At 42.0% G+C, this 14,890-nt stretch carries 15 protein-coding genes and 1 pseudogene; 10 read left to right on the top strand and 6 right to left on the bottom strand.

The annotated features are described in order from the left end of the window. Positions 1 to 76: 76 nt before the first annotated feature. Positions 77 to 238, bottom strand: a complete 162-nt coding sequence (locus H532_RS20440; protein ID WP_155995063.1) for a hypothetical protein — start codon at positions 236 to 238, stop codon at positions 77 to 79. Positions 239 to 847: 609 nt separating this feature from the next. Here H532_RS20440 and H532_RS0113255 point away from each other — a divergent pair. From H532_RS0113255 to H532_RS0113240, 4 genes are all read left to right on the top strand, one after another. Next, positions 848 to 1,339 (top strand): SRPBCC domain-containing protein, encoded by a 492-nt coding sequence (locus H532_RS0113255; protein ID WP_211231977.1) that lies wholly within the window; start codon positions 848 to 850, stop codon positions 1,337 to 1,339. A 360-nt stretch (positions 1,340 to 1,699) separates the two neighbouring features. After that, positions 1,700 to 1,849: a hypothetical protein gene (locus H532_RS20435; protein ID WP_155995062.1), complete on the top strand. Its 150-nt coding sequence runs from the start codon at positions 1,700 to 1,702 to the stop codon at positions 1,847 to 1,849. Positions 1,850 to 2,115: 266 nt separating this feature from the next. Next, a complete protein-coding gene (locus tag H532_RS0113245) occupies positions 2,116 to 2,667 on the top strand; it encodes an isochorismatase family protein (protein WP_027725879.1) in 552 nt (183 codons plus the stop codon). A 310-nt stretch (positions 2,668 to 2,977) separates the two neighbouring features. Beyond that, entirely contained in the window at positions 2,978 to 3,817 is an 840-nt protein-coding gene (locus tag H532_RS0113240) for a thermonuclease family protein (RefSeq protein ID WP_051263340.1), read from the top strand. Between the two features lie 332 nt (positions 3,818 to 4,149). Here the strand turns inward: H532_RS0113240 and yvfG are convergent, their stop codons facing one another. Together yvfG and H532_RS0113230 are read right to left on the bottom strand one after the other, a co-directional pair. Next, positions 4,150 to 4,386, bottom strand: coding sequence for a protein YvfG (gene yvfG / locus H532_RS0113235; protein ID WP_027725877.1), 237 nt, complete (start codon positions 4,384 to 4,386; stop codon positions 4,150 to 4,152). Positions 4,387 to 4,399: 13 nt separating this feature from the next. Beyond that, a complete protein-coding gene (locus tag H532_RS0113230) occupies positions 4,400 to 5,065 on the bottom strand; it encodes a B3/B4 domain-containing protein (RefSeq protein ID WP_027725876.1) in 666 nt (221 codons plus the stop codon). Positions 5,066 to 5,141: 76 nt separating this feature from the next. On the opposite strand from H532_RS0113230, the gene queG reads away from it, so the two are divergent. From queG to trmL, 4 genes are all read left to right on the top strand, one after another. Then, on the top strand, positions 5,142 to 6,326 hold the full coding sequence (gene queG / locus H532_RS0113225; RefSeq protein WP_027725875.1) for a tRNA epoxyqueuosine(34) reductase QueG: 1,185 nt from the start codon (positions 5,142 to 5,144) through the stop codon (positions 6,324 to 6,326). After that, the gene (locus H532_RS0113220; protein WP_027725874.1) at positions 6,316 to 6,828 is read left to right on the top strand and encodes a methylated-DNA--[protein]-cysteine S-methyltransferase; all 513 of its coding nucleotides are present in this window, start codon (positions 6,316 to 6,318) and stop codon (positions 6,826 to 6,828) included. The genes queG and H532_RS0113220 overlap by 11 nt, the downstream gene beginning before the upstream one ends. Positions 6,829 to 6,894: 66 nt before the next feature. Next, positions 6,895 to 7,794, top strand: a complete 900-nt coding sequence (locus tag H532_RS0113215; protein WP_038112493.1) for an amidase domain-containing protein — start codon at positions 6,895 to 6,897, stop codon at positions 7,792 to 7,794. A gap of 278 nt (positions 7,795 to 8,072) precedes the next feature. Continuing rightward, complete coding sequence (gene trmL, locus H532_RS0113205; protein WP_027725872.1) at positions 8,073 to 8,549, top strand: tRNA (uridine(34)/cytosine(34)/5-carboxymethylaminomethyluridine(34)-2'-O)-methyltransferase TrmL; 477 nt, start codon at positions 8,073 to 8,075, stop codon at positions 8,547 to 8,549. 510 nt (positions 8,550 to 9,059) lie between these two features. On the opposite strand, the gene H532_RS0113195 is transcribed toward trmL, so the two are convergent. Continuing rightward, complete coding sequence (locus H532_RS0113195) at positions 9,060 to 10,517, bottom strand: sodium/proline symporter (protein ID WP_027725871.1); 1,458 nt, start codon at positions 10,515 to 10,517, stop codon at positions 9,060 to 9,062. A 186-nt stretch (positions 10,518 to 10,703) separates the two neighbouring features. Between H532_RS0113195 and H532_RS18910 the strand changes: the two are divergent. After that, positions 10,704 to 11,567, top strand: a pseudogene (locus H532_RS18910) (protein prkA); the annotation flags it as partial. Positions 11,568 to 11,613: 46 nt separating this feature from the next. On the opposite strand, the gene H532_RS0113185 reads toward H532_RS18910, so the two are convergent. Further along, entirely contained in the window at positions 11,614 to 13,215 is a 1,602-nt protein-coding gene (locus H532_RS0113185) for a recombinase family protein (protein WP_027725870.1), read from the bottom strand. Positions 13,216 to 13,382: 167 nt separating this feature from the next. On the opposite strand from H532_RS0113185, the gene H532_RS0113180 reads away from it, so the two are divergent. Further along, positions 13,383 to 13,616, top strand: a complete 234-nt coding sequence (locus H532_RS0113180; protein ID WP_027725869.1) for a hypothetical protein — start codon at positions 13,383 to 13,385, stop codon at positions 13,614 to 13,616. A gap of 278 nt (positions 13,617 to 13,894) precedes the next feature. Here H532_RS0113180 and H532_RS0113175 read toward each other — a convergent pair. Next, positions 13,895 to 14,890, bottom strand: a 996-nt coding sequence (locus tag H532_RS0113175; RefSeq protein WP_027725868.1) for a transposase, incomplete at its 5' end; no start/stop codon positions are given.

Raw genomic sequence — 14,890 nt, 5'->3', positions numbered from 1 at the left:
TTTCACTTGATCATTCGTCAGGTATTTTCATGTCACAAACTGCGAGTGGTAAGCTTTTGATCAAAATGTAGGTTGTTCAGTAGTCCCTATTTAGTTCAGTAATTTTCTTTTTAAGTTCCCTTATTTCATCTTCTAATGCAGTTATTCGTCTATTTACCTTGTAGAAAAAAGGTACGAAGAATATTAAAAGGAATCCAATTGTAATTGGCACAGATAAAAATTCATTGAGATCACCCATAACAAACTTCCTCCTATTATAGCTTAATTTTGGTTGGGACGAAATGTTTATGGCATCATAAAAATGTAGGTTATGGCATTCCTTTTATGTAGGTCTTCCCGGGAGACAACATAAAAAAAGCCACTTGCAGACATCCCATCATTTAATTACACTTCCTGTTGGATTAGTTAGACAGGAGGTAGTATGAGGAGATGTTACAAGTGACCGATATACAGTGGAGAATGATCGTACCGCTGAGCTTTACTTCGTCGTCAATCCAGATAAATTGCACCACGTGGCGATAATGTAGAACTCCCGATGTGATGACCCTTTTTGTAGGAAACATTAACTTTTCTGCAAAACAACCGTTAAATTTTATCGCGATTGTTTATAATGTTTAAAGGCTGTGAATATAATTGCTACAACGCGATGAAGCATTCGTTCAAATTTTAAATTTTGAAAATTCTGTATAATTGACATGTACATTGAACGAGAATTGAGGAGGAAAGGAGTGAGGGATCAGTCTTTCACCCCATGCTTTATGAGTCGCCAGTCAGTACCCGGTCCAATTTGAGGAATTGTGGAATTTCTGTTGTAAGGCTTTAGAACAATTTTTATTGGAGGATGATCATGATGAATAGAGCAAAGATTACGGTCGAACCAAATCAACTTTCATTTAAAGTTGAAAGAACTTTTAATGCCCCACGTGATAAAGTTTTTCTCGCCATGACGGAAAAAGATAAACTTGAACGCTGGTGGGTTGGCCCGGGGTACACTACACGAGTCGAGCATCTTGATGCACGGGAAGGAGGCTTATGGCGGTTTATCCAGACCGGAGATGGCTGGGAGCATGGCTTTCATGGCTACTTCCATATGGTTTCTCCGGAGATGATCATTCAAACCTTCGAATACGACGGACTAGATGAACGCGGGCATGTCACCTTACAAAAAATCGAACTTATGGATATCGGAGACGGGAAGACCAAACTTATCTCGACTTCAGTCTTTTTGAGCGCTGAAGATCGGGATGGAATGATCCATAGCGGGATGGAAGAGGGCCTGCAGTACAGCTATTCAAAATTGGATGAGATCTTGATGCAAGACACTTGTCAAGAAGAATAAACCGATAAACCTTCTCAATTCAAACAGTGGGGCATGGACATGGCCGGGTGCCGGATATGAAGTTACTCTGTCAAGATGTCATTCATATTAAAGGTATCCTGCCTGAGATGATGAATATGGGACTTGCTGACACAAAGGTGGGGTGATTTCAGAAAAACGGGCATCCGCTCGTTTTTTTTGCCGTTCCCGGTATTTGGTGTTGACGGGAAATCGGAAATTAGACCTAGGACTGAGTGACATTGTATAATATTGGAATAGGAAGAATCATTAAAAACAGTACAAACGGTCTATTGTTAAATATTAATAATTCGTAATAATATAAATTTAACAGGAAGTCTACCGATAAAGGGTTGATTCCAAATGGTAAGCAAAGTGGAAGAGGAATTAAAGCGCGACATCGAAGAAAAGCTAATGAGGAGTTTAACGGAAAAGGAATTAGCGCTTGTATCTTGGATAGCGGAACAATCTAATACCCAGGACACAACCCTTCATATGTGCAGTGATAAGTAGCCTCCAAGGATTTATCGAAAGGCTGGGACAAAACCCAGCAAGTAGAGCGGTACCCACCAAAACGTATTGGTGAAGGTACCACTCTTTTTTTTATTAGTATTTAAAAGTCAAAAACGGATACCTTCTGATAAAATTAAAAATATATTAACTTCTAAGTATTCTTTATGATGGTGCAGTGACTGGTTCCTGATAAAGGCTTTCTACTCTACGATTTATTCAAAATAATTGATTGAATGATAAATATCGATTTAAGGAGTGAATAATTAATGAAAGCACTTTTGGTAATGGATCCGCAAAAAGGTTTTTTGGAGCAAAAGGATTTTACAAGTGAACTTAGTAAAATAACCGAGATCATTCAAGACTTTAAAAAGGATAAACAAAAAGTGATTATTTTTAAACATATCGACTCTGCGGAACTTTCCCCAGATAGTCCTGTTTTAGAAGGATCCGAGGGATCTGAAATCTATCCCCAGTTTAAAAAACTTGCTGATCAGATTATAGAAAAAACAACTCCAAGCGGATTTAAAAAAACAAACTTACAAGAAATTTTACAGGGTTCGAATATTAATCATATTTTTATTGTTGGGTTTAATACGGAATTTTGTTGTATGTTTACCGCAATATCTGGGGACGAAAGAGGTTATAAAGTCACATTTATAGAAGATGCCACAGGAACTGTTAATACTGATGCAACATATGAAATGCCCGGATTAGACATTAGGGATATGGTTGGTTCGATTCTAAATTGGTCAAATCAAATCGAAGTTCTTTATTATGACGAATATGTTGAAAAATATAGAAAAAGCCGATGTTCATAAGCTAGTAGCCTTAAGCAACATAGAGCAGTCAAGTAATGTCTTTATTAGCATTTTTCCGGATTTTGTCGTGGTTGAGGAAGATGATAAAGTCTTATGTGGAAGGACCAAGATCAATCCGATTATACTTGTTCCATAGATCGCAGGAAAAATATTAATGCCTAAAAACAGGTTTACTATCAATAGAAACGTTATTATAATTTGAATTTAAGGTGAGTGATTTCTCCCGTAAATCAGAAAATGGAAACAATATGGATCCCTCTTTTAGCTTAGCCTTAGTAAAAGGTATAATAAGTGATTGGGAGGGAGAGATTTGCGAAAGATAATCTTCATCATTCTTGCTGCGGTGGTTTTTTCCGGTTGCAGCAATGAAGTAACCCCGGCAAATTCTAATAGTAATGATAACAATAGCGCCCAATCCAGCGCTATGGCACCAAAATCAAATGATACGGAGAAAAAGGTTCCAACAACAGCTTCCAACAACCCGGAACGCATAAAGGCAAAAGTCACCGATGTTGTGGATGGCGACACGATCAAAGTGTTGTATAAAGGGAAAGAAGAAACGGTCCGGATGCTGTTGATCGATACGCCGGAAACGCATCATCCGAAGCTTGGTGTGCAACCGTATGGAATGCAAGCGTCCAACTATACGAAAAATTTGTTAAGCGGGAAGACAATTGAAGTCGAACCGGCAGTTAATGAAGGACGCGATAAATACGGACGCCTATTGGCTTACCTTTTTATAAACGGTCAATCAGTACAGGAAAAAATATTGGAGCAAGGCTTGGCGCGTGTCGCCTATATATATCCTCCCAATACGAAATACTTGGAAGAATACCGTGCCGCAGAAGAAAAAGCGAAGAAAAAGAAACTGAGGATTTGGAGTGTTGCGAGTTATGCCCGCGATGACGGGTATCATCCCGAGGTGATGGCAGGAGCGCACAAAACCGATCAACCGGGTGATAGCATCGGCTTTTCCCCAGATGCAAACGGTAACTGTGCAGGCCACATCAAAGGCAATATCAATCGTGACGGAGAAAAAATCTATCACTTGCCGAATGACAGGTTTTATAAAGTGACGAAAGCCGAGCAATGTTTTATGACGGAAAAAGACGCAGTAAAAGCCGGATTCAGGGCCTCGCGGTATCGTTAAATAGAGAAAAGAAATTCAGAGCAGTTGGCTGTGATTTTTTCACACTAACTGCTTTTTTTACTGGAAAGAAAGTAAATCATATCGCGAACTAGGAAAAAGGGCTTCTGGCTCTCTCTTCCCGAAAGTCTTGGCGTAACCAAGTTTTCTTTCATGCTGAGAAGGATTTTTCTGTTGGAGATTAGCATCGGTTATGTTAAAATAAAAATAAGAACAAACATTCGCAAATCCAACAAAATTTAAATGTATAACCTGGGGAATGGGGATGGAGTGGAAAAGCGAAAAAAGAAAACGGAAGCCCAACCTGTTTTACACGGTCAAGCTTCCGGACGAAATTAATCTTGTTCTGACTGGCGCAATTCTTCCCGAATTTCATTGTAGGCTTGATCCAAATTGCGTAGCCTTTCGATGATTTCCAAAGACTTCCGCCGGTTTTCATAAAGGCTCGCCGAGACGACGGAGCGATAATAGCTGTTGGCCGCATGAATCGGGCGCATGACATCTTTATTTTTGTTGATATGAACCCTGAGTGCTTCTTTATAGTAATCGACGCTGAAAATATTGGTATTCATTTTTTTCTTCCTTTCAAAGCAAAATCGATTGGCGGATTTCTCCGCCGTTAAATTGAATAAAAGAGCGGCCGATCTGATCCAAGATCTTTTCGGCTGTTTCGCGATGAAGATCCGGGTTGAAATAAATGACGTGCAACGCATTTCGCGTTTCTTCCGTGACCATGGAGCGCTTGGAGTCAACGATCGGGCTTCCGAAGGCCCCAGACGCATCGGCCGTCAGAAATTTACTCGCCATGGCCATCTCTCGGCCATTAATGCCCATGTAATGATCATCCGCTTTTCCGATCCTGAGCGTGATATCCCCGTGCAATCGATCAAGATTATAAATACCCATTGGCGCTTCGATGGTAATAGAGAAGTAATTATTGACATCGGCTGCGGTATGAATGCTCGGCAAGCTTTTCTCTTTGCGCAAGCGGCGAATCAAAGCCTCGTGGGATGGGCGATAGCGGGAGGGATCCGTACCGAATAATTTAAATAACTTTCGCCATGCTTGAACGCCGGTTATTTCGCTTGTTGGCACGTTTTCTTTTTCCAGAAGCCATTCCTCCAAAGACAGTTGGAGGCGACCTTGGAGCCATTGCGGTGTATTCGTCACTGTTATATCATTGTAGGTAATGATGCCCAGTTGAAAAGACGGCACAGCCTCTTTAATTTCACTGGAAATAAAGAATTCCATCATGAACCTCCTGATATGGATGATTCTCTATTTTAATCATACCACTAACCGATTTTCATAGAAACCGAGTGATCTTATGAATATCCATCAATTGAAAAATGACATTATTGATTATAGCCGAGAAATCGGTATTGATAAAATCGGTTTTACGACCGCTGATCCTTTCCTCACTTTAAAAAACCGGCTTTATCAACAAAGGGAATTGGGCTACCAGTCCGGTTTTGAAGAAAAAGATATTGAGAAAAGGACGAATCCATCACTGCTTTTAGATGATGCCCAATCCATTATTGCGATTGCTTTGGCTTATCCAGCCAAATTAAAGGAGCGGCCGGAAAACGTTAAAGGCTCCCGCAGGGGTAGCTTCAGCCGCGCTTCTTGGGGGCTTGATTACCACGATATTTTAAGAGACCGCCTCCGAAAGCTGGAAGCATTTATTTTGGAGCGTGTGCCGGATGCTCGTCTGAAATCCATGGTCGATACCGGCGAGCTGGCCGATAAGGCGGTCGCTGAGCGCGCCGGGCTTGGTCATGTCGGAAAAAATACCATCCTCATCACAAAGGAATTCGGCACCTATGTTTACTTGGGAGAAATGCTAACGAACATCCCATTTCCGCCGGATGAGCCCATTGAAGATTTATGCGGTACGTGTAATTTATGCGTGGAAAAATGCCCATCAGGTGCACTTGTCCAAGGCGGTCAATTGAATGCGCAAAAATGCATTGCCTATTTAACACAAACCAAAGGCTTTGTGCCGGAACCTTATCGAAAAAAAATCGGCAATCGGGTGTACGGTTGCGATACGTGTCAGGCGGTGTGCCCTTATAATCGCGGGATTGATTTTCATTTCCATGAAGAAATGGAGCCGGACCCCGAAAAAGTCAAGCCGAAACTCATCGATTTGCTGAACATGACGAATCGGACGTTTAAAGAAACATTTGGATACATGGCTGGGTCATGGCGGGGAAAGAAACCGCTCCAAAGAAACGCCATTATCGCTTTAGGCAACTACAAGGATGAAACCGCCATCGATCCGCTGATCGACTGCCTGATGAAGGACACGCGCCCGGTCATACGCGGAACAGCAGCCTGGGCGCTCGGTGAAATTGCTTTGAATGCTTCCTCGGCGAATGTCGAGAAAATCGTCGAGGCACTGCAACGCGCTTTAAAGAACGATGACGAACCTGAGGTGCAAAAAGAAATCAAAAAAGCTTTGCGAAATGCCGAAAATGCCAAAGAGAGGGTGAAGGAGCTTGAAACGTGACGCTATTTTTATCGAAGAGATGGAGAGCCCGCTCGGGACGTTGACGATCGCCGCCTTTGAAGATAGCCTTTGTCATATCTGTTTTGGAGCTTTTGAAGAAACGAAAGATGAGCTCACGGAATGGGCGGATAAACACGGCTTTTCTTGCGCTTTTCATAGTGGAAACGAGTGGACGCACAAGGCTGCGGAGCAACTTCATGAATATTTCCAAGGAAAAAGACGGCGGTTTGATGTGCCGATGACGCTTCTCGGCACGCCTTTTCAACAAATGGTTTGGAAAGCGCTACAAACGATTGCTTACGGTGAGACAAAAACGTATAAAGATATCGCCGAGATGATAGGGCGTCCGAAAGCGGTACGGGCGATCGGTGGAGCCAATCACAATAACCCCTTATCGATTATTATTCCTTGTCACCGCGTCATTGGGGCAAACGGTGATCTCATCGGCTACGGAGGAGGCCTTGATAAAAAAGCCTTTTTATTAAATCTTGAACGCGTCTAAGAAACCCGCATGCCAGCCTGTTCACTATCATATTTTAATGGTGAAAAGGTGAACGGAGGGGTCGGGATGGCCATCTTACAGCAATGGAAAGATCATTTGCAAAAGACCGGTGATTTTTGGGTCGACAGGGAACTTGAACGTTATCAACTTTTTGAGGAAACCGAACGGCAAGCGGTTTTACGGAAAAAAGCCTCACTAAAAGAACGCCATGCCAAAATTGTTAAATCGGATGTGAAGGGCGTTATCAATGGGATTCACCAATATAAAGATCAAACACTTATACGCTATCGCACCCATCTCTCTTTTCTGATCCGACAAAAAGACCAATTATATATAGAAGAAGAAATAAAGGATAAATGGGCGCATTTTCAGGATGGCGTGTTGGTCACCGATCGTCTGTTAGAAGCGGAGCGATCCGGCGGGCCTTTTTCTTTTTCAGTGATCGATTCTTCCTCGGGTCTTCGCAAGAAAACAAAAGGCTATTTTTACGATCGCCTTGCCGCTGTAAAATATGCCGATCGTTGGTGGAACAGTGCCAACCCAGAGTTTATCACTTTCAGCGTCGATTGCACCAATTATGTTTCTCAGTGCTTATATGCCGGCGGTGCACCGATGACGGGGAAATACAATCAGCATACCGGTTGGTGGTATGCCGGAAAGTCATGGAGCTTAAGCTGGGCGGTTGCCCATTCTTTACGATGGTATCTCGCGTCCGACCAAAATGCGATACAAGCGGTCGAGGTGGACCATCCGGAAAAGCTGCAACCGGGTGATGTAATTTGTTATGACTTTGAAGGTGACAACCGCTACGACCATTCAACGATCGTCACAGCGAAAGATGCCTACGGAATGCCGCTCGTAAATGCCCATACAACCAACTCCCGACATCGCTACTGGTCTTATGAAGATTCCAGCGCCCACACGCCGCGCATTCAATACAAATTTTTCCACATCGATGCTGATTAGAGGCCGGGTCTTATGGAAGAAGGGATCGAAATCGGATATGAATCAACGCCCACTCCTGATTTTCTTTCAAACAAAAGCGACCCACAATGATTTGATTTCTTCAGGGTCAATGGGCGATGAGCTTTATTTCAATTCAAATGTCAACAATAATGATGTTGGCGAAGGCTTTTCGGTTGGAAAGAACTTGATTTAGTAGCCGGCGATGGAGGAATGGTAAGCCAAGGGTATATGTTATAATTGATGATGGATGTTTAAGTTTAGTAAGAGGTGTCATTATTTTGGGACTGCATATCGTTTTATATCAACCAGAAATCCCTGCTAACACAGGAAACATTGCAAGGACCTGTGCGGCCACGGGGACGCGCTTGCATTTAATTCGTCCGCTTGGCTTCTCCACCGATGATAAAATGTTAAAGCGCGCAGGCCTTGATTATTGGCCGTTTGTCGATATTCATTATCACGATCATTTGGATGAGTTTTTTGCGGCATATCCCAACGCAGAATATTATTTTGTAGAAAATTATGGTGAGACGCTTTATTCATCAGTGGATTACTCAGATCGGAACAAGGATTATGTTTTTTTCTTTGGCCGTGAATCAAGCGGCTTACCTAAAGCATTATTTGAGCGCTACCGCGAGCGGCACATCTATATACCGATGACAGGAGTTGTCCGTTCACTGAACCTCTCTAACACAGCGGCGATCATGGTGTATGAGGCACTTCGCCAACAAGGCTTCCCAAAACTGAATCGGTAAGAGGTCCTTTCGGCAATGCCGAATATGGATGGAGAGAACGTGCTCTGCCCAGCCTTTTAGGCGAAGGGAGAGCCTTGGTTGCCCTTACTTACCAGTACGAAAAAAAGAGCGCGTGGTCCGACGCGCTTTTTTTCTTTACGGTTATTTTATTTTATCTGCCTCTGGCGGGTCATTATAGCCAGCGGTGAAGATGGCCGATATGAATGAAATGGCGACAATCAAAATCAGAAAAAGCTTCATTATGATACCCTCCTTCGCTCGTACACTCTCTGCCACTATTATAACGAATGGGTTTAAGACTGTATACATTTATAGCGAAATTTTCCGAGAAAAACGACAATCCTTTCAAATTGGAATAAAATGGTTAGATATGTTGGCCAAACCCCAAAAATAACCCCGTTTCACTCTAAGAATAGAACGGGGTTAAGGGAAATAATGTAGCCTTATTAATCTAAGTGGGGACTATATGAGTTTATATCCCAGCTCCCAAAATTCCGACCGGAAGGGGCTTTAACTCGCTTCTTTTACATCTGTTGTAGGCTCTTGTTGATTTGGAAAGACAAGGCTAAAGATAATGCCGAAAATCAAAGCAATGACGAATGTAGAAAAGCGCGAGGTCAGCATTTCGTCAAGCGGTGTGCTAATCCAAATAACGGTGCTGATAAAACCTGAAATAATCGTCGCAATAATACCGACACCCGACGTTTTCTTCCAAAAAAAGGTGAGTAAAATAGCCACTGAGAAAGTATTGCCGATGCCGGCCCAAGCCCAGCTGACAACGGTATAAACCAAAGATTCAGAGGTCAGCGCGATCACCGTACCAACGACTCCGGCAAGAATGACCGTGACCCTTGAGAGGCGAACGAGGGCTTTTTCACTTAAAGTGAGACCTAGAGCCTTGTGGGCGATGTCTTCGCTGACTGAACTCGTTAACACTAACAGTTGAGAACTCGCGGTTGACATGATGGCGGCTAAGATGCCGGCTAGGAGAATTCCGCCGATCCAGCTTGGGAACAAATCCGTAATCATTTGTGGCAGAACCATTTCGACATCTTTAAACTGGTCTGTTTTGTAAAGGGCTAAGCCACAGAGCCCAATTGTAAAGGCGCCGCCGTAAGCGAGTATTGTCCAGATGATGGCGACATTGCGAGCGGTATTCGCTTCTTTTTCATTTTTCAGTGCCATGAATCGGGCACTTAATTGTGGCTGTCCCCCCATATATCCGAAAAACCAAGAAAAATTGTTGACAATCAACACGCCGATGGCAAGCCCGACAGCACCGCCCGTCCAAGATGAAAATGACGGTCCGGCTTGAATGAGCGAATCATGAATCGATAAATCATTTAAAAGGATGTAGATGAGGGCAACGATTGGCAAAATCACGAGGGTAGCGATCATCAAAAAGCTTTGAATGACATCGGTCCAGACGACGGAGAAAAAGCCGCCCATACACGAATAGATGACAACGACCGCGGCACAAAGCAAAACACCTGCGGTGACGCTCATGCCAAATGTCGATGACAATGTTTTACCGGCACCGGCAAATTGCGCACCGAGGTAAAACATGAAGAAGTAAATAATGAGTAAGGCGGACAGCCAACGAATGGTTTTCGCATGCTTTCCAAAGCGTACTGCCAAATAATCAGGGATTGTCAAGGCGCCGGTTTTTTGTGTTTCCTTCATAAATCGCTTCGCAAGAAAAATCCAAGCAACGATGATACCGATGGGAATGCCGATAAACACCCAGATGCTGGATAACCCTGTGGAGAAGGCAAATCCAGTGGCTCCTAGCAAGAGCCATGCCGATTCGCCCGTCGCTCTTTCCGAAAGGGCGAGCGCCCATCCCGGCAGCTTATGGCCGCCAAGTAAATAATCCGATTGTGTCATTTCACGGCGGACGAAATAATATCCGACGATGAGCATCCCTAAGCAATAGATCAGCATTTCCGCTAATATAACAGGATGCATGTTTCATTCCTCCTTTCACTAAGAATTATGACAAAAATATTTTGAATATACCGATTGGTATTTATCACAAGTGTGTAAACGGTTTCGCCATATCTTAATATTCTGAAAACCAAGAACCCGTTAGTGTCTTTTATAGGGGGTGCATGCATAGAATATAATACACTCGCTGGATTCGGAGGGATCTTCATGGACTTTATGGACAAAATTAAAAGGCAGCGGGAAGAAGAAAAGAAGCTCACTTGGGAAGGTACTTTTAGCGATTATTTAAAATTACTGAAAGAAAAACCGTGGATTGCTCAATCCGCGCATGCAAGGATTTATAACATGATAAAAGCGGCTGGTGTTACGGAAAAAGATGGACATAAACATTATCACTTTTTTGATAAGGATATTTTCGGGCTAGAAGAGGCCATCGAAAGGCTGGTCGAAGAATATTTCCACCCGGCGGCCAAACGCTTAGATGTTAAAAAGCGGATCCTTTTGCTTATGGGACCGGTCAGCGGCGGGAAATCGACCATCGTGACGCTGTTAAAACGCGGTTTGGAGCAATTTACGCGGACGGAAGAAGGGGCAGTTTATGCGATCAAAGGCTGTCCGATGCACGAAGATCCTTTACACTTGATACCCCCTAATTTACGCGACGATTTTTATAAGGAGTACGGCATTCGCATTGAAGGCTCGTTATCACCGCTGAATGCTTTGCGTTTGGAGGAGGAATACGGCGGGCGGATTGAAGACGTTCTTGTCGAGCGCATCTTTTTCTCCGAAGATCGACGCATCGGCATCGGAACGTTCAGCCCGTCAGATCCTAAATCTCAAGACATCGCCGATTTGACGGGCAGCATTGATTTTTCAACCATCGCAGAATACGGCTCCGAATCGGATCCGCGGGCGTACCGTTTCGACGGGGAACTGAATATCGCTAATCGGGGGATCATGGAATTCCAAGAAATGTTAAAATGCGATGAAAAATTTTTATGGCACTTGCTGTCGCTTTCACAAGAAGGCAATTTTAAAGCGGGTCGCTTCGCCCTGATCAGCGCTGATGAAACGGAACTTATGTGGTTAAGCAAAAACCCCCTAAAAGGGGATTTTGTTATGCAATAAAATTGAAATTGAAGTAAGGTTTTAATTTAAATATTGAAGACTGATGGCCTTTTCCTTTTGTGATTCTTGTAATTTCGATATGGTCGAAAACACTTAAGAGTAGTTCATTTTTTAGGGATTTATCATCGAGAATCTTATAAGTATCCAATACTGTTTCGATTCTATTTTTAAATTCTTTCGGCTTAATCGAAGTAGGAACCATTTGATTTTTTGTTTGTTCTTCTAGTTCAATTTCTTTTTCAATAAACTCTATTTCTTGATCGATTTTATCTCGACGTTCTCTGAATTCGTCCGATGAATAATCCCCACGTTCAAAGGATTCAAAAATAAACTCTCGCCTAGCTAAAAGAGATTCTTTCTTTCGTTTCAATGTTTTTATTTTATCATCATTCGTTAACCTCGTTTGTTCTTTTTCACTCTCGATAAAAGCTTTTAAATAATTTCGAATATCCTTAGTATCCAACTCTTTAAACAAAGATAATGTATTCAATATCTGTTCCTCAACATCCCGATATTTAAATGTAATCCCGCACCCGCCACGACAATACAAATATTCCTTATAGTATTTGGAAATCGTCCCGTCTGACTTTTTATATCTGGCCACACTAGATTGCCGGACAAGTTTTTTCCCACAATTCGCACATACTACAAGGGAAGCCAACTCACATGGGGAATAATCGTTATTTAAGGGAAGTTTCCTTTTGTCTTTCATCTTCCTTTGAACCTCATGCCAAACCTCCCGAGAAACGATAGGCTCATGTGCATTTTCATAAATGAAATGTTCCTCTTCGGGTCGTAAAACTTGTTTATTTCCAATTCTTTCAGTAATCCTGAAATAAATATCCCCCATATGAACAGGGTTAGTTAAAATTCCGCGAACAACCATTGGAACCCATTTATTATTTTTTGTTTTTGTTTTCCTACCTCGTGTAGGAACTCCCATTTTATTTAATCGAGACGCAATCCCCTGATACCCAATCCCTTCGAGGTACCATTCAAAAATTTTTTTAACATATGGAGCTTCGTCCGGATTCGGAACTAATTTTTTGGTTTTTTTATCCCTCATATAACCGTATGGAGGTTTGGAATTCATAAATTTACCCTCAGCGGATGCGCGAAAGTATCGGGCATTTATCAAACGTTCAACAATATTTTTATATTCCTCACGGGCCATAAACATATTCCAACGAATGTACCGTTCGTCGGATTGGTTCCGTGTATCGTAAACCTTTCCGGTACCGTCGATGATTAAAATGCGATTATCATGGATGGTGTCAAAAATTACCCCCATATCCGAATAACTCCCCCGACCCAATCGGCTCAAATCACGAACGGCGATGGCCTGATATTTCCCCGCTTTTAAATCCTTTAAAACCTGTTGGAATTTGGGGCGACTTTCGATACTGTCACCTGACCGGACTTCTTTTACCCAATCGAACGGGACTTCAAATTTTAATAAAACTTTTTTCATCATTTCCAATTGCCGTTCCAACATATCGCTTCCGTCTTTATTTTGTTCTTCCAATTCTTCTTGTCGGGATTTCCGAACATATAAAATAATTCTTTTGACTCTCGCTGGAAGCTGATACATTTTTCCCTCTCCCTCTTTTTGGTTTGACTATATTTTAATAATAATGATATGGTCATCCAAAAATCAAGCAGGGGCGGGATTGTTCTTTTAGTTCGATATATCGAACGAACAACACTAAGTTATGTTTTTGAATCATCTCCCTATAATAAAAATAGGGAGTGATGGAATTGAAAATGAAAAACATAACCTTAAAAAAATTTGCTGATGAATTAGGTTATAAAAGCGTTTTAGATGCACGTTTCGATATTATTATATTAGAAAATAAAGGTGTTTTCGAATGTGCCATAGACGTGGCAACCATCGATGAAAACACACAGTTTAATATTATCTTTAATAAAGAAAAGTTTCATGAAGTAATGCAGGATAAACAATTAAAATACCGACTCGCCTGTATGAAATAAACCTCCTATATAAATAGGTGGTTATTATTATGCAATTGAATCAATTTCATAATTGCTTTTGATTAGAAAAGGTATAGAAGCAGAATTTCAATATTCTTTAAAAAAATTACACGGTTATCTATGGTCGCGGAAATAAACTCGCTTTTGGCGGACAATCCATATTTCCCCGCTCGTACCCTTAAACGCCTGAATCATGCCTATATCCAGCTCCTTAAGTAAGCGGGGATAAAGAACACACCATATATTTTTATTCCAAATCTCACGATTTCCGTTGTTTGTTAAGCTGCCTTTTGATTTAACATACGATTGATACGATCACAAGCCAATTTTGAAGCATTATAGATAAGTGTCACAAGATCAAAGTGAACTTTTGCCCGTTTCCCAGTGCGATAACGAACATTGTTGAGTTGAAAATATTCCTTGAGATAGGCATTCACACGTTCAACAGCGGTTCTTTGCTTAAATAAAGTTTTCCAAGCTTTTGAACCACGGGCAGGGGCCGTATACTTTCTTAAATCTGTCGTAATTTTCACTTTGTATACTTTTTGACAAAGATCATCTTGTGCTAACGGACAATCGACGCATTCCTTCGGCCGTGTATATTTTATGGTTTCATATTTGGCATCGTAACTATCATAACGATAAGAATGTTCCCTGACACAAGTGGGAGCGAAATGTTGATCAAACCCAATAGGTTCAGACTCATTTCGCCGATTATAGGCGATCACCGCAAGGTGTCCCATTCGATGAATTTGTTCATAGATGGGTTCATAGTCGTAGCCTGCATCCATGATGTCATATCTCAGAAAAGGAAGAGATAGACGTTCAGAAATTCCCTTTAATAAAGGGATGGCCGCTTTTCCATCATTCAAATTTCCTGATGAAAAAAGAGATTGTAAAATGTATTGCGAAGTTGTTCCGACAGCTAAATGGGCTTTATACCCATACCAGAAGACATTTTTGCCTTCACTATTTTTCTTCACACCCCACTGCGGATCCTGTGGTATATGAGCGCGAAGTTCATCGAGAGACACATCCAGTTGCGCCTCAATTTTCTTTTCAAAAAGGGGAAGATTGGCTTCACGTTCGGCTTGTTCCATCAGCCATTGTTTACGCTCCGCCTTGGTCTTTCGACCACGCTTCTTTGGCTCGGCTTTTGGTTTTTCTTCCTTTGGTGGTGCTTGGTCACGCGCTTCAAAGTGAGTGGCATCAATGGCTACAGCTTCATCCGTAATAAACCCTTCGGAAATAGCCATATTTATCAGAGTTTCTTT

Origin of the sequence: Tuberibacillus calidus DSM 17572 (assembly GCF_000430685.1) — a bacterium.
Taxonomy (GTDB): Bacteria; Bacillota; Bacilli; order Bacillales; family Sporolactobacillaceae; genus Tuberibacillus; species Tuberibacillus calidus.
Note: the sequence above shows the minus strand (reverse complement) of the source record. Positions and strands in the feature narration are given on the sequence as shown.

Coding starts and splice junctions, on each gene's coding strand:
- H532_RS20440 (WP_155995063.1), bottom strand. CDS start 238: ATGGGTGATCTCAATGAATTTTTATCTGTGCCAATTACAATTGGATTC.
- H532_RS0113255 (WP_211231977.1), top strand. CDS start 848: ATGATGAATAGAGCAAAGATTACGGTCGAACCAAATCAACTTTCATTT.
- H532_RS20435 (WP_155995062.1), top strand. CDS start 1,700: ATGGTAAGCAAAGTGGAAGAGGAATTAAAGCGCGACATCGAAGAAAAG.
- H532_RS0113245 (WP_027725879.1), top strand. CDS start 2,116: ATGAAAGCACTTTTGGTAATGGATCCGCAAAAAGGTTTTTTGGAGCAA.
- yvfG (WP_027725877.1), bottom strand. CDS start 4,386: ATGAATACCAATATTTTCAGCGTCGATTACTATAAAGAAGCACTCAGG.
- H532_RS0113230 (WP_027725876.1), bottom strand. CDS start 5,065: ATGGAATTCTTTATTTCCAGTGAAATTAAAGAGGCTGTGCCGTCTTTT.
- queG (WP_027725875.1), top strand. CDS start 5,142: ATGAATATCCATCAATTGAAAAATGACATTATTGATTATAGCCGAGAA.
- H532_RS0113215 (WP_038112493.1), top strand. CDS start 6,895: ATGGCCATCTTACAGCAATGGAAAGATCATTTGCAAAAGACCGGTGAT.
- H532_RS0113195 (WP_027725871.1), bottom strand. CDS start 10,517: ATGCATCCTGTTATATTAGCGGAAATGCTGATCTATTGCTTAGGGATG.
- H532_RS0113185 (WP_027725870.1), bottom strand. CDS start 13,215: ATGTATCAGCTTCCAGCGAGAGTCAAAAGAATTATTTTATATGTTCGG.